The organism is Paraburkholderia flagellata (assembly GCF_021390645.1).
Lineage (GTDB): Bacteria > Pseudomonadota > Gammaproteobacteria > Burkholderiales > Burkholderiaceae > Paraburkholderia > Paraburkholderia flagellata.
In genome coordinates, this window is record NZ_JAJEJT010000001.1 from 2,182,383 (window position 1) to 2,203,563 (window position 21,181).

Sequence of the window (21,181 nt, forward strand, 5' to 3'; positions counted from 1 at the left end):
CGTCTGTCGGGGCGCGCAGGTTCGGCTAGAATCGAAGCAACGCGAGAACGAAGAGACCATGACACGACGCATCATCCCCGTTGCCGATGTTCGATCGCTGCCGCCGGAGCTGCCCCGGCAAGCCGCGGGGACAGTGCGCGCGCCCTCTGGCGCGGTCTTCGACGCGCTTGCCAGACCCCTGCGCGACCTGCGCATCTCGGTCACGGACCGCTGCAACTTCCGCTGCGTGTACTGCATGCCGCGTGCCGTGTTCGACAAGGACTACCCGTTTTTGCCCCATTCCGCGCTGCTTTCGCTCGAAGAAATCGAGCGGCTCGCGCGGCTTTTCGTCGCTCACGGTGTCACCAAGATCCGCCTCACGGGCGGTGAGCCGCTGCTGCGCAAGAACATCGAATTCCTGATCGAGCGCCTCGCCGCGCTGCGCACGCCCGAAGGCGAGGCGCTCGACATCACGCTCACCACCAACGGCTCTCTGCTTGCCCGCAAGGCGCGCGCGCTGCGCGACGCGGGCCTCACACGCGTGACGGTGAGCCTCGACGCCCTCGACGACGCCCTCTTCCGCCGCATGAACGACGCCGACTTCGCGGTGGCCGACGTGCTCGACGGCATCGCGGCGGCACAAGCCGTGGGCCTCGCGCCGATCAAGGTCAACATGGTCGTCAAGCGCGGCACGAACGACGGCGAGATCGTGCCGCTTGCGCGGCATTTCCGCGGCACGGGCGTGACGCTTCGCTTCATCGAGTACATGGACGTGGGCACCTCGAACGGCTGGAACATGGCCGAAGTGCTGCCATCGGCCGAGGTTGTCGCGCGTATCGCCGAGCACTGGCCGCTCGTGCCGCTCGAGCCTCACAATGCGGCCGAAACGGCGCAACGCTGGGGCTACGCGGACGGCGCGGGCGAAATCGGCGCGATCTCGAGCGTGACTCGCGCATTCTGCGGCGACTGCACCCGCGCGCGCCTTTCGACCGAAGGCAAGCTGTACCTGTGCCTGTTTGCCTCGATGGGCTACGACCTGCGCGCGCTGCTGCGCAACGGCGCCACCGATACGGCGATCTCCGGCGCAATCGCGCAGGTGTGGGAAGGCCGTGCCGACCGCTACTCGCAACTGCGAGGGAGCGCGCAGGCACCGGGTTCCCCCGAAGAACGGCGCATCGAAATGTCCTACATCGGCGGCTGAGAAGCCAATGACGCCGATGAGCGCCAGCGCCATTTCCACCGGATCGATCACAGGCCTCGTACTCGCGGGCGGCCGCGGCCAGCGCATGGGCGGCGCGGACAAAGGTCTGCAGATGCTGCACGGCCAACCCCTCGCGGCCCACGTTCTAGCCCGCCTCGCGCCGCAGGTGGGCGCCCTCGCGATCAGCGCGAACCGCAACGGCGAGGCCTACGCGGCACTCGGCGCGCCATGGCGAGCGAGCGTGCTCGCCGACACGCTGCCCGACTTCCCGGGCCCGCTCGCGGGGCTTCTCGCCGGACTGCGCGCGGCGCAGACCGAGTGGCTCCTCACGGCGCCCTGCGACTCGCCCTGGCTGCCCGCCGATCTCGCCGAGCGCCTGGGCCATGCCGCGCTGGCTCAGCACGCGGACATCGTGACCGCGACCACGACGAATGCCGAAGGCGAGGTCTCGCTGCATCCCGTCTTCGCACTCGTGCGCAGCTCGCTGGCCGACGACCTCTCCGCCTTTCTGGCTGCCGGCGAGCGCAAGGTTCGTGCGTGGTACGCGCGCCACACGACCGCCGAAGTCGCCTTTGCCGATGAACGTGCGTTTTACAATATCAATTCCTTACAGGAACTGGCCGAACTCGAACGCGCCTGAATTGCAATCGGGTGGCGCCCGGCCAGTCGCCGTCCCCGGCACACGGCCGGCACGCCCGCCTGGACGATCTCCGCACAGGCCGTGCGGATGCGACGCTTCCTCACTCGATGACCACGCTTAACCATCCCTCCGGCAACGCCGGGTGCATCAGCCAGTACGATCCGCAAGCTTTGCCCGTCAGCGCCGCACAGGCCATCGTGCTGCAGTGGGTGACGCCGCTCGCGGCGAGCGAACGCGTGCCGCTACGTGAGGCGCTCGCGCGCGTGCTGGCCGAAGACGTGATTTCGCCCATCGACGTCCCCGCGCACGACAACGCCGCGATGGACGGCTATGCGTTCGACGGCGTGGCGCTGGCCAATGCCAGTGACCGTCTCTCGCTCGCCGTGTGCGGCAAGGCCTTCGCCGGTCACGCCTACCCGGGCGAAGTCGGCATGGGTGCGTGCGTACGCATCATGACCGGCGCGCCGATGCCCGCGGGCTGCGACACCGTCGTGCCGCAAGAGCATGTAGCGGCGCACGGCGACAGCATCGCTTTCGAAGCGGACATCGTCAGGCGTGGCGCGAATGCGCGCCGCAAGGGCGAGGATCTCGCGCGTGGCGGCGTCGCGCTCGCCGCGGGCCGCGTGCTGCGCGCTTCCGATATTGGCTTGCTGGCCTCGCTCGGCCTCGTCGAGGCGAACGTGAAGCAACGTCTGCGCGTGGCCTACTTCTCGACCGGCGACGAATTGCGCTCGCCGGGCGAACCGCTCGAGCCAGGCTGCATCTACGACAGCAATCGTTACGCGCTCGGCGCGATGCTCCAGCGCCTGAACGTCGAGGCGATCGACCTGGGCATCGTGCGCGACGATCCCGCGGCGCTGGCCGCCACGCTGAAACTCGCTGCCGAAACCGCCGATGTCGTGCTAACCTCCGGCGGCGTCTCGGTTGGCGAAGCCGATTTCACGCGCACCCAGTTGCAAACGCTCGGCGACGTCTCGTTCTGGGGCCTCGCCATGCGCCCCGGCCGCCCGCTTGCGTTCGGCCGCATCTGGTCGGGCGGACGCCCAGGCGCCGGCCGCGCGGCGCTCCTGTTCGGCCTGCCAGGCAACCCGGTCGCAACGATGGTCTCGTTCTACCAGATCGTGCGCCCCGCGCTCATGGCGATCGCGGGCGCGCAGGCGCAACCCGTACCGCTCGTGCCGGCATTGAGCGATCAGCCGATCAGGAAGCGCCCGGGCCGCACCGAGTTCCAGCGCGGCCTCGCCCGCCGCGACGTCAGCGGCCGGTGGCGCGTCACGCCGACCGGCTCGCAAAGCTCGGGCGCGCTCAGCACGATGAGCGAGGCGAACTGCTTCATCGTGCTCGCCCACGAAGCTGGCGATCTCGATGCCGGCGACGCCGTCGACATCATGCTGTTCGATGGACTCGTCTAGCGCGGCGGCGCCTCAGAGGCCATCAACGTATCCACACGTCCACACCTGCATAACGGACCGACTACTATGAAAAAACAGATCTCGTTTATCGCTGCGGGCCAGACCGCCAAGGCGCTCATCCTCGTGTACCTGACCTTCAGCGTGCCTATCGTGTTGCTCGGCGTGCTCGTGGCGTTCGTGCGCTATGGCTCGGTCGAACTCTCGACCATCTTCAGCGCGCTGCTGCTCAATGCGATCGTCGGCTTCATCCTGCTGTGGATTGCCTGCCACGCGTACAACTGGGTGGCCTCGCGCTTCGGCGGCATCGAGATCCATCTCTCCGACGTGCCCGAGGAAGCGTGATGGCCGCAACGATCCGCGCCGCCACGCCCGCCGACGTCGGCGCCATGCACGCGCTGATGTATGAACTCGCCGAGTTCGAAAAGCTCACGCATCTGTTCACGGGCACAGCCGATGGCCTCGCCGACGCCCTGTTCGGCGCGCGCCCCGCTGCCGAAGCACTGGTGGCCGAAGACGCCGGCCGCATCGTCGGCTACGCGCTCTTCTTCCACAACTACTCGACGTTCCTGAGCCGCCGCGGCCTTTATCTCGAAGACCTCTACGTGCAGCCGTCGCAACGCGGCACCGGCCTCGGCACGGCGATGCTGCGCGCACTCGCGGCGATTGCCGTCGAACGTGGCTGCGCCCGCTTCGAATGGACCGTGCTCGACTGGAACACGCCGGCGATCGGCTTCTATGAAAAGCTCGGCGCCACCGTGCTGCCCGACTGGCGCGTGGTGCGCATGACCGGCGACGCACTCGAAAAGCTCGCAGCGCCTGGCGTCACGGCGCTCGGGTAACCGCAGCGCACGTTCGAATGCAAACGGGCCGCCTGGTTCAGGCGGCCCGTTCTCTTTTGGCGCGGAGGTTGCCCTCACTCGTCGCCAAATCCTCCTTCGGCACCGGCTTCACCATTGCGCAGCGCATCGCCGAGGAGATTCGCGGCGGCCTCGCCCGGCAGCGCCTCGACGTCGCGCAGCTTGCGGTTCATCGCACGCGTGCGCACTTCCGCGGCCTCGATGGAACGCGTGACCGTTTCGAGCTGCGACTTCGTGCGCGCGAGCACGTCGCCGAATTTGCCGAACTCCGTCTTCACCGCGCCGAGTACCTGCCACACCTCGCTCGAACGACGCTCGATCGCGAGCGTGCGGAAACCCATCTGAAGGCTGTTGAGGAGTGCCGTGAGTGTAGTCGGCCCCGCCACGCTCACGCGATAGTCGCGCTGCAACACATCAGTCAAACCAGGGCGGCGCAGGATTTCCGCGTAAAGCCCTTCGGTCGGCAGGAACAGCAACGCGAAATCGGTCGTGTGCGGCGGCGCGACGTACTTCTCGGCGATGGTGCGCGCCTCCGCGCGAATGCGCAGCTCCAGCGCACGGCCCGCCTCCTCGATTGCGGGCACGTCCGCGCGTTCCTGGGCGTCGATGAGACGCTCGTAATCCTCGCGTGGAAATTTCGCGTCGATGGGCAGCCAGACCGGCTCGCCTTGATCTGCCGCGCCAACGCCACGCCCAGGCAGACGAATCGCGAACTCCACGCGCTCACTGCTCTTCGGCACCGTCGCCACGTTCTTCGCGAACTGGTCGGGCGTGAGCATCTGTTCGAGCAACGCTTCGAGCTGCACCTCGCCCCACGTGCCGCGCGTCTTCACGTTGGTGAGCACCTTCTTCAGGTCGCCCACGCCAGCTGCGAGCGTCTGCATCTCGCCAAGCCCGCGATGGACCTGCTCCAGCCGGTCCGATACGAGCTTGAACGATTCGCCCAGACGCTGCTCGAGCGTCGCGTGCAGCTTCTCGTCGACAGTGCGGCGCATTTCCTCGAGCTTCGCCGCGTTGTTCGCTTCGATGTCCTTCAGACGCTGTTCGAGCGTCGCGCGCACTTCGGCAAAGCGCCGGTCGTTGACTTCGGTGAGCTGCCCCAGCTGCTGCGTGAGCAACGCGCCGAAGTGGCGCAGCGCGGCGCCCTGCTCGTCGCGCGCCAACTGGGCTTGCTGATGCAGGCTCTGGCGCACGGCGTCGAGCTGCTGCGTATTTGCCGCAGTGAGTTTGGCGAGCTGCTGGGCGAAGCCGTCGATCTGGCTGTTCTGCACCGTCGCGATGCTGCCGAGCTGCGCCGCTAGCGCCTGCTGCACCTGCGCGAAGCCGCCGCCGAACTCACTGCGCGACGCCTGCGCGGTGCGCGCGATCTCGTTGCGCAACTCGCGCTCGATGCGCTCAGCCGCGCGTGTCTGCGTGTCGGTCGAGGCGGCGAGGCGATCGCTCAGTTGATCGAGCGCGTCGAGCGTGGCTTCGGCATCGCCCTCGCCATGACCGTGACGCGCGCGCAGCAACGCGACGAGCGTCACGACGAACGCGATCGCCAGCGCAACGATCGCCAGCGACATGACTGCGAGCTCACTCATGTACGCGCTTTCCCCAGCACGGCGGGGTTGATCGGGTTAGGCGGCTGCCCTGCGCGCGGACCCTCGCCGAGCGCGGCGATGAGGTTGTCGGCGGCGAGGTTCGCCATGGCGCGGCGCGTGGCTTCGCTCGCGCTCGCAATGTGCGGCGTGAGCACGACGTTCTCCACTTCGAGCAGCGCCGGATGCACGCGCGGCTCGCCCTCGAACACGTCGAGGGCCGCCGACGCGATCTGGCGCGTGCGCAGCGCGTGCGCGAGCGCCGCGTCGTCGACGATGCCGCCGCGCGCGATGTTGGTGAGCGTGGCCGTGGGTTTCATCAGCGCGAGTTCGGTTGCGCCGATCGTGTGATGGTTTTCCGCCGTATAGGGCAGCACGAGCACGACGTGGTCGGCCTGCTTGAGCAGGTGTTCCTTCGACAGATACTCGGCGTTCAGCTCGCGCTCGATCTCCGGCGCGACGCGCGAACGGTTGTGATAGACCACACGCATGTTGAAACCTTGCGCACGGCGCGCGAGCGCCTGACCGATACGGCCCATGCCGATCACGCCGAGCGTGGCGCCATGAATGTCCGAGCCGAGAAACGCGTCGAACGACCACTTGTCCCATTTGCCCGCGCGCAGGAAGTGTTCAGACTCCGTCACGCGGCGCGCGGCCGCCATCATCAGCGCCCAGCCGAAGTCGGCCGTGGTTTCGTTGAGCACGTCGGGCGTGTTGGTGCCAAGCACGTTGAGCGCGTTGAAGGCGGCCATGTCGAAGTTGTTGTAGCCCACGGCCATGTTCGACACCACGCGCAGGCGCGGCGCGGCGGCAAGCGCGGCGGCGCCGATCGGGTCGCCAGCGGTGAGCGCGCCGTCCTTGTCGGCGAGACGCCGATGCAGCGCCTCGGGCGCAAGCGCCTCGCCGTTATTCCAGTCGACGTCGAAATAAAGCTTGAGCCGATCGATCACGTCGGGAAAGATCGGGCGCGCCACGAGAATCTTTTGCATCGTTGCTCTCCACACTTCAGTCGTTGTCCGTCATTGTTGCGCGTGACGGGGCGCTCAGGGAAGTCTCGCGCGCATTGCGCAAACCGGCTCCCGGGCGATTGCGGCTAGACGAAAAAGAGCCAGGTTGCCGCGAGAAAGACCGGCGCGAGCAGCACGGCCGCCCAGCCAAGATAGCCGAAGAAGCCCGGCATGCGCACGCCACGCGACTGCGCGATCGCCTTCACCATGAAGTTCGGCGCGTTGCCGATATAGGTGAGCGCGCCCATCCACACGGCGCCCGCCGAAATCGCGGCGAGCGTTTTCGCGCCGCCGGACATGAGCGCGTTGGCGTCGCCGCCCGCGAGATTGAAGAACACGAGGTACGTGGGCGCGTTGTCGAGAAACGACGAGAGCAGCCCCGTCGCCCAGAAGTACATCGCTTCGTTGGGGCGGCCCGGTGCGTCGTTCACGAAGCGGATCAGCGCGGCAAATGCGCCCGCCTCGCCCGCGCGCAGCATCGCGATGACCGGCGCGATCGTCACGAAAATGCCCGCGAAGAGCTTGGCCACCTCGACGATCGGCGCCCACTCGAAACCATTGTCGGCGCGCGCCGCCTTCGACGTGAACGCGAGCGAAATGAGTGCGAGCGCAACGAGTCCCGCATCGCGCACGAGATTCTGCAACTGCAAATGCGCGCCCGCGACTTCGAAGGCGATACCCGGACGCCATACGCCGCTCATCAGCACGAGCGCGATGAGCAGCGCGAGCAGCACAAAATTCGCCTTGCCGCCGATCGAGAGCGCGTTTGTGTCCGGCGTCGGGTCGAGCGCGGCGGCGCGCACTTCCCCGGCGCGGCTGAAGTACCAGCTATCGAGCGCGTAGAACACCACGAGCAGCACGCCGCAAACGAACAGCATCGGAAGTGCGAGATGCTGCGCAGTCCAGAAGAATCCCACACCGTTCAGGAAGCCGAGGAACAGCGGCGGGTCGCCGAGCGGCGTGAGCAGGCCGCCCGCGTTCGCGACGAGAAAGATGAAAAACACGACCACGTGCACGTTGTGCCGGCGGTTGTCGTTGGCGCGCAGGAGCGGCCGGATCAGCAGCATCGCCGCGCCCGTCGTGCCCATCACGCTCGCGAGCACGGTGCCTAGCGCGAGGATCGACGTATTCATGCGCGAGGACGCACGCAAATTCCCATACACGCAGATCCCGCCTGCAATCGTATAAAGCGCGCCGAGCAGCACGATGAACGGAAGATATTCGTCGACCACGGCGTGCACGAGGAGCGGATACGCCGCGCCAAAACCCTGCGTGGCCGCAAACGGCAGCAGGAAAGCCAGCGCCCAGGCCGCCGAGATCTTGCCGAAGTGGTGATGCCAGAACGTGGCCGCGAGCATGGGGAAGAACGCGATCGACAGGAGCATGCCGGCAAAAGGCAGCGCCCAGGCGACGCTGAGCGATGCGCCGTCGAATGTCGCAGCGCCTGCGTTCGCGCTGAACAGCGTGAGCGCGGCGAAGAGCGCTCCCGCGCAGGCGCTCGCCGCGTTGCGCTTACGCGCCATGCACGACGATCACATGCACACGATAAGGCCCGTGCGCGCCGAGAATGATGGTCTGCTCGATGTCGCCGGTGCGCGAAGGCCCCGAAACGAAATTGACCGCGCGCGGCAGTTCTCCGCGTTCGGCGCGCATGAGCGCGAAGGCGTCCTCGTGGCCCGCGACGATGCGCGAAGCAGGCACGACGGCAATGTGCGTTTCGGGCAGCAGCGCGCCCGAGGCCCAGGTTTGCGGGCTGGAGAGCAGCACCAGCGTGCCGGTTTCGGCCGTGGCGCAAAAGCATCCCGTGAGGCCGACGAGATCGCGGTCTTCGGGCTTGCGGAATTGAACGGCGAGACCCGCGCCGGCCCAGTCGAATGCTTCGAGCGTTTGCCACGCGACGGCCTGCATCGGCAGGCTGCGCTCAGCGAGATAACGTTGCGCGGCGGCAGGCACATCGGCCAGTTGCTGGACTTCGTCGACGGTGCTCGACATCTTGCGTGCCTCGCCAACGAAGCGCGCAACGAGGTCGCCCTCCAGCGGCGGCCGCGGACCCTCGGGATGACGCGCGATGTAGTCGGCCACGGCTTCCCGCTCGTGCGCCGCGGGCGTAGCCTCGCGTCCCTGCGCCGCGCGAATGCGCGCGAGTATGCTGCGGCGGGCGGCCGTCGTGTCCATGAACGTCCTCGTCAGATGTAGAAAAGCGACGCGCCGATTATACCGGGGCGTCGCCTTGCGATTTGCGGGTCTCGTGTGCGCTTATTTGCCCGCGCACTCTTCTTCCACGGGCTGCTCGATGCCGAACACCTGGCGCAGATAGGCGAGATACGCCTTGTCGTCGCACATGTTCTTGCCCGGCGAATCGGAGAGTTTGGCGACGGGCTGACCGTTGCAGCGAACCATCTTGATGACGATCTGCAGCGGCTGATAGCCGAGATCATTGGTGAGGTTCGTGCCCACGCCGAACGCGAGGCGGCAACGCTCGCCGAAACGCTCGTACAGGCGCAGCACCTTGGGAATGTCGAGCGCGTCCGAGAAGATCATCGTCTTCGTGCGCGGGTCGCAACGGTTGTCCTCGTAGTGCTTGAGCAGGCGCTCGCCCCACTCGAACGGATCGCCCGAATCGTGCCGCGCGCCGTCGAAGAGCTTGCAGAAGTACATGTCGAAGTCGCGCAGGAAGGCCCGCATGCCGTAGACATCCGAGAGCGCGATGCCAAGGTCGCCGCGATACTCCTTCGCCCACATCTCGAAGCCGAAGATTTGCGAGTCGCGCAGACGCGGCCCGAGCGCCTGGCACGCCTGCAGGTACTCGTGCGCCATCGTGCCGAGCGGCGTGAGGTTGTGCTTCATCGCGTAGTAGACGTTGCTCGTGCCGGTGAACTGCTCACCGAGATCGTCCTTGAGCGTGAGGATGACTTCCTCGTGCCAGCGCTTCGAGAAGCGGCGGCGCGTGCCGTAGTCGGCGATCTTGCAGTCGGCGAATTCGGGCTTCGCGCCGAGCAGTTCGATCTTGTGGCGCAGGCGCTCGCGCCCCTCCTCGTACTGCGGATGATGCTGCGTATTGCGGAAATACACCTCGTTGACGATGGCGAGCACCGGGATCTCGAAGAGGATCGTGTGCAGCCACGGCCCCTTGATCTCGATGTCGATCTCGCCATTGCCCTTTGGCGACGGCGTGACCGAGATGTACTTTTCGTTGAGGTGAAAGAGCGCGAGAAAGTCGATGAAGTCGCTCTTGATGAAGCGCATCTTGCGCAGATACTCAAGCTCGGTATCGGCGAAGCGCAGCCTGCAGAGCTTCTGGATCTCGCTGCGGATCTCGTCGACGTAGGGCACGAGATCGACGTTCGGCGTGCGGCAGCGGAAGCGGTATTCCACATTGGCCGCGGGGAAATGATGCAGCACCACCTGCATCATCGTGAATTTGTACAGATCGGTATCGAGCAGCGAAGTAATGATCATGATGAGCCAGCCGGACTGCAATCGGATAGCGCCCGCGAAGCGGGAACCGGATTCGCTGCACGGCAGATGCCTCGCAGCGGCTCCGGACGGCGGACGCCAGCGGTGCGCCCATGTTACCCGAATGCCTGCGCGCCCAGCGTGCCCGCCGGCACGCCCCCTTGCACGCAAGGGGTACAACGTTGCGGATCACCCCATCTTATAAACTAATCACAAAACGATATAAGGACGGTTGCGGGCCTGTGGTTGGGGTAATTCCTCATCAGTTACAATAGCGCCTTTGGCGAACCGCCATCCCCCGATACAAAAAGCTTGCAGGAGCTGCCTGAATGACTCACGTTGTGACCGAAAGCTGCATCAAGTGCCGCTATACCGACTGCGTCGATGTGTGCCCGGTGGACTGCTTTCGCGAAGGTCCCAACTTCCTCGCGATCGACCCGGACGAGTGCATCGACTGCGCCGTGTGCGTTGCGGAATGCCCGGTGAACGCTATTTACGCCGAGGAAGACGTGCCCGGCGACCAGCAATCGTTCATCGAGCTGAACGCCGACCTCGCGAAGGGCTGGCCGAGCATCACCAAGACCAAGGCCCCGCTGCCGGAAGCCGACGAATTCAAGGACGTGAAGGACAAGCTCGCGCTGCTCGCACGCTAATCGCGCGCTGACCGCTTGCCGGGGTGTCTCCCTCGCCTCCGTGGACGGCCCCTCGCGCAGCGGGTTGCCCTTAAAGAGATAGCGACAGGGTATTGACAGGCCAAGCCAGACCCCATAGAATCTCTTTCTCTGCTTTTGTTGATCCCCGATAGCTCAGTCGGTAGAGCGCCGGACTGTTAATCCGTAGGTCCCTGGTTCGAGCCCAGGTCGGGGAGCCAAGATTCGCAAAAGCCCGTTAATCAAAACGGGCTTTTTTATGACGTAAAGAGTTGTAGCTGTAACTGCTGTTCCCCGATAGCTCAGTCGGTAGAGCGCCGGACTGTTAATCCGTAGGTCCCTGGTTCGAGCCCAGGTCGGGGAGCCAAGATATCGAGGGGTTGCGTGTTTGCACGCAACCCCTTTTTCTTTTGCTGCGCGTGTTGTGCATGCAGCGAGGTTGCACTGTTAGTGCAGCAGAATGTCTTCCCGGTCTCGCCCTGGCCTCCCCCCTCCCCGATAATGTCGCTACGTCATCTTCGGGAATCCGCATGAAAGCCACCCGCCTTGCCACTTGCCTCACGCGAGCGCTTCTCGCCTGCGCGAGCCTCTTTGCCCTCGCCGCCCACGCCGAGCAGATCGGCAGCGTGAACACCAATTTCCGCGTGACCGGTTCCGACAAAGTTGTCGTCGAGGCCTACGACGATCCGCAGGTGCAAGGCGTCACCTGCTACGTCTCCCGCGCCCGCACGGGCGGCGTGAAGGGCACGCTCGGCATTGCGGAAGATCCGACCGAGGCGTCCATCGCGTGCCGGCAGGTCGGGCCGATCTCGTTCACGGGGCCGCTCAAACAGCAATCCGACGTCTTCAACGAGCGCATGTCGCTCCTTTTCAAGACGCTGCACGTCGTGCGCGTGGTCGACGCGAAGCGCAACGCACTCGTCTATCTGACCTACAGCGACCGGGTGGTGAGCGGCAGCGCCAAGAACAGCGTCACGGCCGTGCCGGTGCCGGCGGGCACGGCGATTCCGCTGCGCTAAACTAGGGATCTGAGCAGGATCCCTCACCATGACCGATTCCCGTTTTCGAGATTCCGCCCGCTACTGGCGCACGCCGCTTCTGCCCGGCGCGGATCTCGTCACGGCCGAATACAACGAACATACGTTCGCGCCCCACTGGCACGAGGCCTACACGATTCCTGTGATCGAAGGCGGCGCCGAATGCTATCGCTATCGCGGCGCGCAGCATGTCGCCGAAACGGGCAGCGTGCCGGTCATCAATCCTGGCGAGTTGCACACGGGCTCGCGCGCGGCCGAGGAAGGCTGGAGCTATCGGGTGATGTACGTCCCGATCGACTTCCTGCACGAACTCGCCGCCGAAATCGCGGGGCGTGCGCAGCCGCTGCCATGGTTCGACACCGAGGTGATCCACGATCTGGATCTCGCGCGTCGGCTCTCTCGCGCGCACCGACTGCTGGAAGCCGACGCCGACGGGCGGCGCGCCGCAGCCGTACCGGAATCCAGCGCAAGCGCCGGTCTGGCTGGCGTGGCGGCGCTTCCCTCGGCTTCCGGTGCGCCGCGTTCAGATCTGCTCGCCGTGGAAGGCGCGCTGCTCGACGCGCTTTCGACGCTGCTCACGCGCTACGGCCGCACGCACGAGGCGGCGCTCAAGCACGGCCCGAACGATCCGCGTGTGGAAACGATGAAGGCGCTCCTCGCCGCCGATCTCGCCATGCCGTTGCGCGTGGCCGATCTTGCCCATTCAGTTGGCCTCTCGCCGTTTCACGCCACGCGGCTCTTCACGCAGGCGACCGGGCTGCCGCCGCACGCCTGGCGCACGCAGTTGCGCCTTCAACGCGCGCTCGGCCCGCTGCGCGACGGCGCCACGGTGGCCGATGTCGCCGCGGCGAGCGGCTTCACCGACCAGAGCCATTTCACGCGGCACTTCCGGCGTATGTTCGGCGTGCCGCCGGGACGCTGGCAGTCGTCCTGAGCGCGTCAGCCCGGCTCGCGCCGCAAGAACGTACAAGCCACCCGCACGGCCGCCCGTTATGCTGTCCCCTTGTATCAGGAGGACAGTTTGACCACGCATCCCAACCGCTTCACCGAATTCATCGCCGGCGCGCGCGACATGATCCCCATGATGATCGGCGCCGCGCCCTTCGGCGTGATATTCGGCACGCTCGTCACCTCGGGCCCGCTTTCGCTCTGGCATGGCCAGTTCATGTCGCTTGCCGTGTTCGCCGGCTCCGCGCAGTTCATCGCGCTCGGGCTGATCGCCTCGCACGCGAGCTTCGCGGTGATTCTTGCCACCACCTTCATCGTGAACCTGCGGCACGTGCTCTACAGCGCGACGCTCGCGCCTTATGTCTCGCACCTGCCGCTGCGCTGGCGCCTCGTGCTGGGCGGCCTGCTCACCGACGAAGTCTTCGCCGTCGCATGGGCGCATTTCCGCCGCCAGCCGCCCGGCGACGACGTCTCGCCATGGCATTTCCTGGGCTCGGGTATCTCGATGTATCTGAACTGGCAACTCTGGACCGCGGCCGGCCTGCTGTTCGGCGCGGCGTTTCCGGGTCTGCAGTCGCTCGGCCTCGACTTCGCGATGGTCGCAACCTTCATCGCCATCGTCGTGCCGCAGTTAGTTGCCGTGCGCTACCTCGCCGCCGCTGCGACCGCGGGCGCGCTCGCCTTTTTCTGGCAGGGCTGGCCGTACAAGCTCGGACTGCTCGGCGCCGTGCTCGCGGGCGTGGTCGTAGGTGTCGTCCTCTCGCGCCCGGGTTCCTCGCGCGGCGCCCGCGCCGGCAGCGAGTCCTCCCGCAAGCCCACCCACGTCCAACGCACCGCAGGAGCCGGGCAATGAACTACGTCGTCCTGATTCTCGGCATGGCCGTCATCACCCTGGTCATTCGCACTGCGGTGTTCGTGCTCGGCGACCGGCTGGTGTTCCCTCCGCTCGTGCGCACCGCGCTCGGCTTCGTGCCCGTCACCGTGCTCACGGCCATCATCGTGCCGATGGCAGTCTCGCCCCACGGCCAGGGCGCCGAGCTGACCTGGCGCAACCCGCAGCTCGTCGGCGCGCTCGCGGCAATCGTCGTCAGCGCGCTCACGAAACGTCCGCTCCTCACCATCGCGGTCGGGCTCGGCGTGTTCTTCCTCTGGCAAGGCGTCGTCCTGCGCTAGATGCACTAGAGCGGCCCCTCGCCCCTTACGCTCAAGTTTCACCCCGGCGCGCCGTTAAACCCGTCAAGGCCTGCTCTGGCAGGCCACTGCTCGAACGGCGAGAGCACGCGAGAAGCGCTAAGAATTACACCGGGGCAATCACAATGGGGCATATCACCCTCAACCTGAAGGACGAAACGCTTGCGTCGCTGCGCAAGGATTTCGACGCGTTCCTGCGCGTCTCGCTCAAACTCGACCCGCAGTTCGCCACGCCGGAATTCGAGGATTACCTGCGCGCGAAGCTGCTCGACAACATGACGCCGCTCACGGAGCACGCCGTCCAGCGGCTCCTGCAAGGCGGCCAGTACGCGTGGGCCAAGCGCACGCTCGACAAGGAGTTCCCCGAGGTCGTCTCGATCCTGATGCGCCAGGCGGGCGAATTCGGTTTCGGCTTCGCGTCGCGGCCCGAATGGACACCGGACGAACTCTCGAAGCAGTGCCGCGACTGGGCGGCGGCCATCGTGAGCGAAGCCCAGGGCGACGACACGCTGGTCGATCCGCTGGCAGCGCAGATCAAGTCGGGCGTGCAGGACATCCAGGCGCTCGAAGAGTCGATGCAGACGCCTGCGTGGCGGCTCACCGAGTCGCTGCGTCAGCGTGTGTACGAAGCGAAGATCGGCTGTGAACAGGCTAGCGGGAGCGCCGCGCGCGAGCGTTTGGGTGAACTGCGCGGGCTGCTGAGACTCGGCGTCACGCATGGCGTGTTCCAGAAGCAGGAAGCGCAACAGATCATGGAATATCTGCGCCTGCTCAAGCCCGAGATTTTCGTCGAGGAGCCCGATGACGTCTTCACGCGCCTGGCCGTGTGGATGCGCAACTTCTTCATGCCGCCGCAGCGCGGCACCGCGCGCGAACAAAGGCGCTGAGCGCGCCTCTTAGTCCCACATCTTCCTGAGCTTCGCGGCGATCTCGACCTTTGCGTGCGCGGCGGCGGCGAGTCCCGCCGCGCTCGGCGCGCTCGCCACGGGCGCGGGCGGCCACGCGCGCGATTCGAATAGCGGCAGCATGGTCGCGGCGATGAAGCGCGTGCGCGAGGCCCACACGTGCCGGTCGCCCGACGCCACCTGGTTGTGCACGTAAAAACGCTGCGGCACGACGATGTGCAGATCCTCTTTTGCGCGCGTCATCGCCACGTAGAGCAGCCGCCGCTCCTCCTCCAGCTCCTCGTCGCTGCCCGCGCCGAGATCGGACGGAATGCAGCCGTCCACGCCATTGAGCACGAACACGTTGCGCCACTCCTGCCCTTTCGCCGAATGGATCGTCGAGAGGATCAGATAGTCCTCGTCGAGCAACGGATCGGCGGATTCGGCGCTCGTGGCGTCGGGCGGATCGAGGGTGAGTTCGGTGAGAAAGCGCTCGCGCGAGGCGTAGGTGCTCGCAATGCTCTCCATTTGCAGCAAGTCGGCGAGGCGCACCTGGGCGTCCTCGTGATTGCGCTCGAGGTGCGGCTCGTACCAGCGCCGCACGCGCTCGAACTCGGCGGGCCACGGCGTCGAGCGCATGGAGAGGCCGTCGATGAGCGACGCGAACGCCGGCCAATCTTCGGCCGCGCGTGGCGGCGGCGCGAAAGCCGCGAGCGCCTCGGCGGCGCGATACGCACCTGTGCACGCGGCCACCTGGTCGAGCAGACGCGCGGCGTTGGCGGGCCCGACGCCTGGCAGCAATTGCGTCACGCGAAACCCCGCCACTCGATCGAGCGGATTCTCGGCCCAGCGCAGCACCGCCAGCACGTCCTTCACGTGCGCGGCGTCCAGGAAACGGAGTCCGCCGAACTTCACGAACGGGATATTGCGCCGTGCCAGTTCGATTTCGAGTGTGGCGCTGTGGTGCGCCGCGCGAAACAGCACGGCCTGCTGCTTGAGCTTCATGCCCGCTTCGCGCGCCTCGAGAATCTGCGCGACGACGTAGCGCGCCTGGGTTGCCTCGTCTGCCACCGTGACGAGGCGCGGGCGCTGCTGCGACGGGCGGTCGGTCCACAGGTTCTTGGTGAAGCGCTCGGCGGCGGCGCCGATCACGGCGTTCGACGCTGCGAGGATCGGCGCAGTCGAACGGTAGTTGCGCTCGAGCGTCACCTGGCGCGCGGGCGGATCGAACTGCGCGGGGAAGTCGAGAATGTTGCGCACCGTCGCGCCGCGAAACGAGTAGATCGCCTGGGCGTCGTCGCCGACCACGGTCAGGCCGCGGCCGTCGGGCTTGAGCGCGAGCAGGATCGACGCCTGCAGGCGGTTGGTGTCCTGATATTCGTCGACGAGGATGTGATCGAAGCGGCCGGTGAGATCGCTGGCGATGGCCGGCTCCGCGGCCATGTGCGCCCAATAAAGCAGCAGGTCGTCATAGTCGAGGACGTTCTGCTTCTGCTTGGCGTCAACATAGGCCGCGAACAACGCGCGCAGTTGCGGCTCCCATTCGAGGCACCACGAGAACGAGCGGTTGAGCACGTTGGCGAGCGAGTCACCCGTGTTGACTGCGCGCGAGTAGATCGCGAGGCAAGTCGATTTCGAGGGGAAGCGCTTTTCCTTCGCCGAGAATCCCAGCTCGTGGCGCACGAGATTCATGAGATCGGCGGAATCTTCGCGGTCGTTGATCGTGAACGCCGGCGAAAGGCCGATGTGATCCGCGTACTCGCGCAACAACCGTGCGCCTACGCCGTGAAAGGTGCCCGCCCAGCTGAGCCCTTGCGCGAGCACCGCGGCCGCGCCTGGTGCGCTCGCGGCGATGCGCGCCACGCGCCTCGTCATTTCCTGCGCGGCGCGCCGCGAGAACGTGAGCAGCAGGATGCGGTGCGGGTCGGCGCCGTTGGCGATCAAATGCGCGACGCGGTGAGCGAGCGTATTGGTCTTGCCCGAGCCGGCGCCCGCGATCACGAGCAGCGGGCCCGGCAGCGCCGAGCCCGGCGCGTAGCCCGCTTCGCCGCCGTGCTCGACGGCCTCGCGCTGCGCGTCGTTGAGTTTCGCGAGCCACGCAGAAACGGCATTGGCCGCATCGGCGCGCGCTGGGCTGCCATCGGAGACGGAGGAATCGGCAACAGAAACAGTGGACACGGCGGGCGCTGGGACGAAGAGCGTAACGAATCGGAAGGAAGCGACGCACACTGTATATCCATACACCCCGCATCCGCAAGCGCCTGATTCCATGGCGATCTGGCGGGATTTAACGACATCGCCGCCACGCGTTTCGTCACGCAATACGCTCCGGCGTCATCAAACGAAGCGGCGGCGTCCGCTGCCGGACGCCGCCGCTCGTAGTCCTGCCAAGGTCAGCGCCCAGGACGCTGGCGCCGCCTGCATCAGCCGCGCGTCATTGCGGTGATTGCGACTGACCGCCCTGCTGCTGGGCCGACATGCCGTTCATCTGATCCTTCATTTCCGAATCGTTGGCCTGACGGTCGGCCTTGTGGTTGATCTTCGCGTCCTTCACCTGCGCCTTGTACTGCGACTTCGCCTGCTTCTTCGCGTCGCCGTACTCGGCGTTTGCCGACTGCTTCGCGCTGCGGTATTCGGCGTTCGCCGCGGCGTTCGCGTTGCGCTTTTGCACCAGCGGATCGGCGGACTGCGGGGCGGTCAGGGCCTGCGGCGCGGGCGCGGGTTGGGCGATCCCGGCGGCCGCCGGTGCCTGGCCCGACGCGTGGCCAGCCATCTGGCCCGGCATTTGACCCGGCGCGGCACCCGGCGCCATGGCCGGCGCGCCGGAAGGCGCCATCGTTGGGGCTTCGCCGGCCTGTGCCGCGCCCTGGGTCGCGCTTTGTGCCGCAGTTTGTGCATACGCACCCTGCGCAAATACGGCGGCAGTGGTCACGGTGGCAAAAGCGGCGGTAGCAGTGAGCAGCTTGCGAATCTGGGTCATGGCGTATCCTCCTTGCAGTGGTTCCGAAGGCGCTTTGGCAGCGGGCAAGCCCGCCGCAGCCGCGCCCCCGCTCGATGGAGCCGCTCCTGGCAATCCTGGGCGGCGCTATCGATCCGGGTGAAACCATTTTGGTATGAAGATCGCCGGGGGGTCCCGCGACGTTACTCAACGTTTCATTTGCTGACGAATTCATAACATCTGGCCCCGAGATGTGACAGATGCTGCGGCAAGGCCGCCATCGCTTATGATGCTCACCCTTCGCGCGCTTGCCGCACGCCTTTCGAATGCCAATCCGCCATGCCCAACCTCGATTTCACGCTGACCGGCGACTACGTCGAACTGCACAACCTCCTGAAGATCACCGGACTCGCCGACAGCGGCGGCTCGGCCAAACAGATCGTCGCCTCGGGCGCGGTGAAGGTGGACGGCGAAGTCGAGTTGCGCAAGACCTGCAAGATCCGCGCGGGCCAGGCCGTTCTGCTCGGCGACACGCGCATCGCCATCAAGGCGCACGAGTGAACCACCCCGGAACTTGCCCGCAGGCGCCAGCTATGCACCAGATTTGAGCATCTGGATCGACAAGGTCGCTGTCTCGCAATAAGCTTTCAGTTTTGACAGACGAACCCTGCCGCGCGGCGCGCCTTGCTCGCGCCGCCTGTTTTTCATGACCCGAACCACGCTTTCCCGCCGCGCCGTTTCGGCGCCGCCCACGCTGCGCCGCCATGCCGCCGACACCGCACGCCTCGCCGGCCCGCTCGCGATCGCTCAACTCTCGCAGATGGCGATGAGCGTGACCGACACTGTGCTGCTAGGCTCGCTCGGCGCCGACGCGCTCGCAGCGGGCGGCCTTGGCGCGAACATGTTCTTCGTGGTGGTGACCGTGCTGCAAGGCGTGCTGACCTCGGTGAGCGTGAGCGTCGCGCAGGCACGCGGCGCCGACAACGAAAGCCACGTGCCGCACATCTACTGGACTGGTTTCGCGCTGTCCCTGCTGCTCTCGGTGCCGGCGTTCGCGCTGCTCTCGTTCGCCGAGCCGATCCTGCGCGCGCTCGGGGAGCCGACGCTGCTCGCGCATCACATCGGCGAATACACGGCCGTGCTGCGCTGGGGTGCTCCCGCCAGCCTCATCGGCGTGGGGCTCATGCGCTCGTTCCTGCCCGCCATTGGCGCAGCGCGGCGCCTCCTGTGGGTGTCGGTTGCGTGCGTGTTCATCAACGGCTTTCTCAACTACGGGCTGATCCACGGTGCGTGGAGCCTGCCGCGCCTGGGCTTTCTCGGCTCGGCGGTGGCCACCACGATCACCGTGTGGCTCACCGCGTTCGTGCTGATGGCGCTGCTGCACCTGCGGCCTTCGCACCAGCATTTCGTCGTCGCGCGCCGCCCTACGGCGCCGTTGATGGGCGAACTCTTCACGATCGGCTGGCCGGTTGCGATCACCTATGCGGTCGAGGCGACGCTCTTTCTCGCCACCGGCCTGCTCGCAGGCCTGCTCGGCGCAACACCGCTCGCGGCGCACCAGATCGCCCTGAACGTGGCCTCCGTCACCTTCATGGTGCCGCTCGCGATCGGTCAGGCGGCCAACGTGCGCGTGGGTTACTGGTCTGGTGCGGGCGTGCCGCGCGCGGCGCGCCATGCGGGCTTCGTCGCGCTCGGGCTCGGTGTTGGCTTCATGTCGCTCTCGGCGCTCGTGATGGTGCTTGCGCCGCACTGGATCGTCGGGCTCTACCTGCACCTCGACGACCCGGCCAACGCGCACACGGTCTCGCTCGCGGCCACGCTGCTCGGCGTCGCGGCGATTTTCCAGATCGTCGACGGCGCGCAGACCGTGGGTTCGGGCTGCCTGCGCGGCCTGAAAGACACGCGCGTGCCAATGCTCGCGGCCACGCTCGGCTATTGGGGCATCGGCTTTCCGCTGGGCTATGTGCTCGCGTTCCACTTCGGGCTCGGCGCGCTCGGGCTCTGGTGGGGCTTGGCGGCCGGGCTCACCACCGTCGCCGTGCTCATGACGTGGCGCTTTCACCGTATGAGCCGGCGCGCACAGGCTCACGCTGCCGCGGCGGCGAGCCGCGTTGGCTGAAGCGTTCACTTAACCGGCCGGGCCGTACCGGCGCGACCGGTTAAAATACGCGCCTGGCGCCACGAACGGCGTCCGTCCCACGAGGGCAAGAACAGTTTGGAGACAGCCGCGCCCCGCGAGCGCCGCCGGCCACCCCGGCCGCGCCTGCCACGCACGCAACGGTCGGGTCGCACGCATCGACGTCACTCCACGATCTGACGCACCAGCGCACACGCCCGACGCGCGTCAGCGCTGAAGCGCCCCGCGCCATGACATATAACGAACCCACTCACGGACCACCCCTTTCATGCTTGCCCCGATTACCCGACTCTTCCCGCTCTGGGCCGTCCTCGTTTCGTTGCTGGCCTACTTCGATCCGGGCCTCGTCGCCCCGATTGCGCCGCACGTCACGACGCTCCTGATGATCATCATGCTGTCGATGGGCGTCACGCTCTCGTTCGCCGACTTCCAGCGCGTCTTCACGCGGCCCGCGCCGGTCGCGGCAGGCATCTTCCTGCACTACCTCGTCATGCCGCTCGCCGCCTGGGCGATCGCCAAGGTGCTGCGCATGCCGCCCGACCTCACGGCAGGCATGGTGCTCGTGGGCAGCGTGGCGAGCGGCACGGCATCCAACGTGATGATCTATCTCGCACGCGGCGACGTCGCGCTTTCGGTGACGATCAGCGCGCTTTCCACCCTGGTCGGCGTGTTCGCGACGCCGCTCCTCACGCGCCTTTATGTCGATGCGTCGATCGTCGTCGACGTGCGCGGCATGCTCATGAGCATCCTGCAGATCGTCGGCCTGCCGATCGCCATCGGCCTTGTCGTCAACCGCCTCGCGGGCGGCCTCGTGCGCCGCGTCGAGCCGGTGCTGCCGCTCGTCTCGATGGTGTCGATCCTCGCGATCATCGCCGCCGTGGTGGGCGGCACGCATGCGAGCATCGCCACGGTCGGTCCGCTCGTCGCGCTCGGCGTGGTGCTGCACAACGGCATCGGCCTGCTCGGCGGCTACTGGGGCGGCCGCCTGCTCGGCTTCGACGAGTCGGTGTGCCGCACGCTCGCCATCGAAGTAGGCATGCAGAACTCGGGGCTCGCCGCGACGCTCGGCAAGCTCTACTTCTCGCCGCTCGCGGCGCTCCCGGGCGCGCTGTTCTCGGTGTGGCACAACTTGTCCGGCTCGGTGCTCGCGGGCTACTGGGCCGGCAAGCCGGCGCGCGGCAGCACGCGCAGTGCGCCAGGCGCCGCGAACGCGTCGCCCGAGCACGGTTGATCGACGCTGTGGCCGAGCGCAGCGCCAGCATTC

The 21,181-nt window shown here is 66.8% G+C and carries 21 protein-coding genes and 2 tRNA genes; 16 read left to right on the top strand and 7 right to left on the bottom strand.

Going from position 1 to position 21,181, the window contains the following annotated elements:
* Positions 1–58: 58 nt before the first annotated feature.
* From moaA to L0U83_RS09705, 5 genes are all read left to right on the top strand, one after another.
* On the top strand, positions 59–1,180 hold the full coding sequence (moaA, locus tag L0U83_RS09685; protein WP_233882318.1) for a GTP 3',8-cyclase MoaA: 1,122 nt from the start codon (positions 59–61) through the stop codon (positions 1,178–1,180).
* A 16-nt stretch (positions 1,181–1,196) separates the two neighbouring features.
* A complete protein-coding gene (gene mobA, locus L0U83_RS09690; protein WP_233883837.1) occupies positions 1,197–1,820 on the top strand; it encodes a molybdenum cofactor guanylyltransferase MobA in 624 nt (207 codons plus the stop codon).
* 107 nt (positions 1,821–1,927) lie between these two features.
* Positions 1,928–3,232 (top strand): molybdopterin molybdotransferase MoeA, encoded by a 1,305-nt coding sequence (gene moeA / locus L0U83_RS09695; RefSeq protein WP_233882319.1) that lies wholly within the window; start codon positions 1,928–1,930, stop codon positions 3,230–3,232.
* Positions 3,233–3,298: 66 nt separating this feature from the next.
* Positions 3,299–3,574 carry a hypothetical protein gene (locus L0U83_RS09700; protein ID WP_028212919.1) on the top strand — a complete coding sequence of 92 codons (276 nt, stop codon included), beginning with the start codon at positions 3,299–3,301 and terminating at the stop codon, positions 3,572–3,574.
* On the top strand, positions 3,574–4,071 hold the full coding sequence (locus L0U83_RS09705; RefSeq protein ID WP_233882320.1) for a GNAT family N-acetyltransferase: 498 nt from the start codon (positions 3,574–3,576) through the stop codon (positions 4,069–4,071). The genes L0U83_RS09700 and L0U83_RS09705 overlap by 1 nt, the downstream gene beginning before the upstream one ends.
* A 74-nt stretch (positions 4,072–4,145) precedes the next feature.
* On the opposite strand, the gene L0U83_RS09710 is transcribed toward L0U83_RS09705, so the two are convergent.
* From L0U83_RS09710 to pncB, 5 genes are all read right to left on the bottom strand, one after another.
* Positions 4,146–5,672, bottom strand: coding sequence for a DNA recombination protein RmuC (locus L0U83_RS09710; RefSeq protein ID WP_233882321.1), 1,527 nt, complete (start codon positions 5,670–5,672; stop codon positions 4,146–4,148).
* Entirely contained in the window at positions 5,669–6,658 is a 990-nt protein-coding gene (locus tag L0U83_RS09715) for a 2-hydroxyacid dehydrogenase (protein WP_233882322.1), read from the bottom strand. Before L0U83_RS09715 ends, L0U83_RS09710 begins: the two co-directional genes overlap by 4 nt.
* 104 nt (positions 6,659–6,762) lie before the next feature.
* Positions 6,763–8,199, bottom strand: coding sequence for a sodium:proton antiporter (locus tag L0U83_RS09720; RefSeq protein ID WP_233882323.1), 1,437 nt, complete (start codon positions 8,197–8,199; stop codon positions 6,763–6,765).
* Entirely contained in the window at positions 8,189–8,851 is a 663-nt protein-coding gene (locus tag L0U83_RS09725) for a LutC/YkgG family protein (protein WP_233882324.1), read from the bottom strand. Before L0U83_RS09725 ends, L0U83_RS09720 begins: the two co-directional genes overlap by 11 nt.
* Positions 8,852–8,932: 81 nt before the next feature.
* Positions 8,933–10,135: a nicotinate phosphoribosyltransferase gene (gene pncB, locus L0U83_RS09730; protein WP_233882325.1), complete on the bottom strand. Its 1,203-nt coding sequence runs from the start codon at positions 10,133–10,135 to the stop codon at positions 8,933–8,935.
* Between the two features lie 326 nt (positions 10,136–10,461).
* Between pncB and fdxA the strand changes: the two genes are divergently transcribed.
* The 8 genes from fdxA (at position 10,462) to L0U83_RS09770 (ending at position 14,845) form a co-directional block, all read left to right on the top strand.
* The gene (gene fdxA, locus L0U83_RS09735) at positions 10,462–10,785 is read left to right on the top strand and encodes a ferredoxin FdxA (RefSeq protein ID WP_028206706.1); all 324 of its coding nucleotides are present in this window, start codon (positions 10,462–10,464) and stop codon (positions 10,783–10,785) included.
* Positions 10,786–10,927: 142 nt separating this feature from the next.
* Positions 10,928–11,003, top strand: a tRNA-Asn gene (locus tag L0U83_RS09740).
* Between the two features lie 70 nt (positions 11,004–11,073).
* Positions 11,074–11,149, top strand: a tRNA-Asn gene (locus tag L0U83_RS09745).
* Between the two features lie 163 nt (positions 11,150–11,312).
* Complete coding sequence (locus L0U83_RS09750) at positions 11,313–11,801, top strand: CreA family protein (protein WP_233882326.1); 489 nt, start codon at positions 11,313–11,315, stop codon at positions 11,799–11,801.
* Between the two features lie 28 nt (positions 11,802–11,829).
* Positions 11,830–12,753, top strand: a complete 924-nt coding sequence (locus L0U83_RS09755; protein ID WP_233882327.1) for an AraC family transcriptional regulator — start codon at positions 11,830–11,832, stop codon at positions 12,751–12,753.
* A 138-nt stretch (positions 12,754–12,891) separates the two neighbouring features.
* The gene (locus L0U83_RS09760) at positions 12,892–13,620 is read left to right on the top strand and encodes an AzlC family ABC transporter permease (protein ID WP_233883838.1); all 729 of its coding nucleotides are present in this window, start codon (positions 12,892–12,894) and stop codon (positions 13,618–13,620) included.
* Positions 13,617–13,940, top strand: a complete 324-nt coding sequence (locus L0U83_RS09765) for an AzlD domain-containing protein (RefSeq protein ID WP_233882328.1) — start codon at positions 13,617–13,619, stop codon at positions 13,938–13,940. The genes L0U83_RS09760 and L0U83_RS09765 overlap by 4 nt, the downstream gene beginning before the upstream one ends.
* Positions 13,941–14,083: 143 nt before the next feature.
* Positions 14,084–14,845 (top strand): DUF4088 family protein, encoded by a 762-nt coding sequence (locus L0U83_RS09770; protein WP_233882329.1) that lies wholly within the window; start codon positions 14,084–14,086, stop codon positions 14,843–14,845.
* Between the two features lie 9 nt (positions 14,846–14,854).
* Here the strand turns inward: L0U83_RS09770 and L0U83_RS09775 are convergent, their stop codons facing one another.
* Entirely contained in the window at positions 14,855–17,113 is a 2,259-nt protein-coding gene (locus tag L0U83_RS09775; protein WP_233882330.1) for an ATP-dependent helicase, read from the bottom strand.
* Positions 17,114–17,276: 163 nt separating this feature from the next.
* Positions 17,277–17,822, bottom strand: coding sequence for a hypothetical protein (locus L0U83_RS09780; RefSeq protein WP_233882331.1), 546 nt, complete (start codon positions 17,820–17,822; stop codon positions 17,277–17,279).
* A 297-nt stretch (positions 17,823–18,119) separates the two neighbouring features.
* On the opposite strand from L0U83_RS09780, the gene L0U83_RS09785 reads away from it, so the two are divergent.
* The 3 genes from L0U83_RS09785 to panS all read left to right on the top strand — a co-directional run bounded on the left by L0U83_RS09785 (position 18,120) and on the right by panS (position 21,148).
* On the top strand, positions 18,120–18,341 hold the full coding sequence (locus tag L0U83_RS09785; protein WP_158758289.1) for an RNA-binding S4 domain-containing protein: 222 nt from the start codon (positions 18,120–18,122) through the stop codon (positions 18,339–18,341).
* A 145-nt stretch (positions 18,342–18,486) separates the two neighbouring features.
* Entirely contained in the window at positions 18,487–19,899 is a 1,413-nt protein-coding gene (locus L0U83_RS09790; protein ID WP_233882332.1) for an MATE family efflux transporter, read from the top strand.
* Positions 19,900–20,185: 286 nt separating this feature from the next.
* Entirely contained in the window at positions 20,186–21,148 is a 963-nt protein-coding gene (gene panS / locus L0U83_RS09795; protein WP_233882333.1) for a ketopantoate/pantoate/pantothenate transporter PanS, read from the top strand.
* The last annotated feature ends 33 nt before the right edge of the window (positions 21,149–21,181 follow it).

Excerpts from the sequence above, each read along its gene's own strand:
- moaA (WP_233882318.1), top strand. The coding sequence starts at position 59 with ATGACACGACGCATCATCCCCGTTGCCGATGTTCGATCGCTGCCGCCG.
- mobA (WP_233883837.1), top strand. The coding sequence starts at position 1,197 with ATGAGCGCCAGCGCCATTTCCACCGGATCGATCACAGGCCTCGTACTC.
- moeA (WP_233882319.1), top strand. The coding sequence starts at position 1,928 with ATGACCACGCTTAACCATCCCTCCGGCAACGCCGGGTGCATCAGCCAG.
- L0U83_RS09700 (WP_028212919.1), top strand. The coding sequence starts at position 3,299 with ATGAAAAAACAGATCTCGTTTATCGCTGCGGGCCAGACCGCCAAGGCG.
- L0U83_RS09705 (WP_233882320.1), top strand. The coding sequence starts at position 3,574 with ATGGCCGCAACGATCCGCGCCGCCACGCCCGCCGACGTCGGCGCCATG.
- L0U83_RS09710 (WP_233882321.1), bottom strand. The coding sequence starts at position 5,672 with ATGAGTGAGCTCGCAGTCATGTCGCTGGCGATCGTTGCGCTGGCGATC.
- L0U83_RS09715 (WP_233882322.1), bottom strand. The coding sequence starts at position 6,658 with ATGCAAAAGATTCTCGTGGCGCGCCCGATCTTTCCCGACGTGATCGAT.
- L0U83_RS09720 (WP_233882323.1), bottom strand. The coding sequence starts at position 8,199 with ATGGCGCGTAAGCGCAACGCGGCGAGCGCCTGCGCGGGAGCGCTCTTC.
- L0U83_RS09725 (WP_233882324.1), bottom strand. The coding sequence starts at position 8,851 with ATGGACACGACGGCCGCCCGCCGCAGCATACTCGCGCGCATTCGCGCG.
- pncB (WP_233882325.1), bottom strand. The coding sequence starts at position 10,135 with ATGATCATTACTTCGCTGCTCGATACCGATCTGTACAAATTCACGATG.
- fdxA (WP_028206706.1), top strand. The coding sequence starts at position 10,462 with ATGACTCACGTTGTGACCGAAAGCTGCATCAAGTGCCGCTATACCGAC.
- L0U83_RS09750 (WP_233882326.1), top strand. The coding sequence starts at position 11,313 with ATGAAAGCCACCCGCCTTGCCACTTGCCTCACGCGAGCGCTTCTCGCC.
- L0U83_RS09755 (WP_233882327.1), top strand. The coding sequence starts at position 11,830 with ATGACCGATTCCCGTTTTCGAGATTCCGCCCGCTACTGGCGCACGCCG.
- L0U83_RS09760 (WP_233883838.1), top strand. The coding sequence starts at position 12,892 with ATGATCCCCATGATGATCGGCGCCGCGCCCTTCGGCGTGATATTCGGC.
- L0U83_RS09765 (WP_233882328.1), top strand. The coding sequence starts at position 13,617 with ATGAACTACGTCGTCCTGATTCTCGGCATGGCCGTCATCACCCTGGTC.
- L0U83_RS09770 (WP_233882329.1), top strand. The coding sequence starts at position 14,084 with ATGGGGCATATCACCCTCAACCTGAAGGACGAAACGCTTGCGTCGCTG.
- L0U83_RS09775 (WP_233882330.1), bottom strand. The coding sequence starts at position 17,113 with ATGGAATCAGGCGCTTGCGGATGCGGGGTGTATGGATATACAGTGTGC.
- L0U83_RS09780 (WP_233882331.1), bottom strand. The coding sequence starts at position 17,822 with ATGACCCAGATTCGCAAGCTGCTCACTGCTACCGCCGCTTTTGCCACC.
- L0U83_RS09785 (WP_158758289.1), top strand. The coding sequence starts at position 18,120 with ATGCCCAACCTCGATTTCACGCTGACCGGCGACTACGTCGAACTGCAC.
- L0U83_RS09790 (WP_233882332.1), top strand. The coding sequence starts at position 18,487 with ATGACCCGAACCACGCTTTCCCGCCGCGCCGTTTCGGCGCCGCCCACG.
- panS (WP_233882333.1), top strand. The coding sequence starts at position 20,186 with ATGCTTGCCCCGATTACCCGACTCTTCCCGCTCTGGGCCGTCCTCGTT.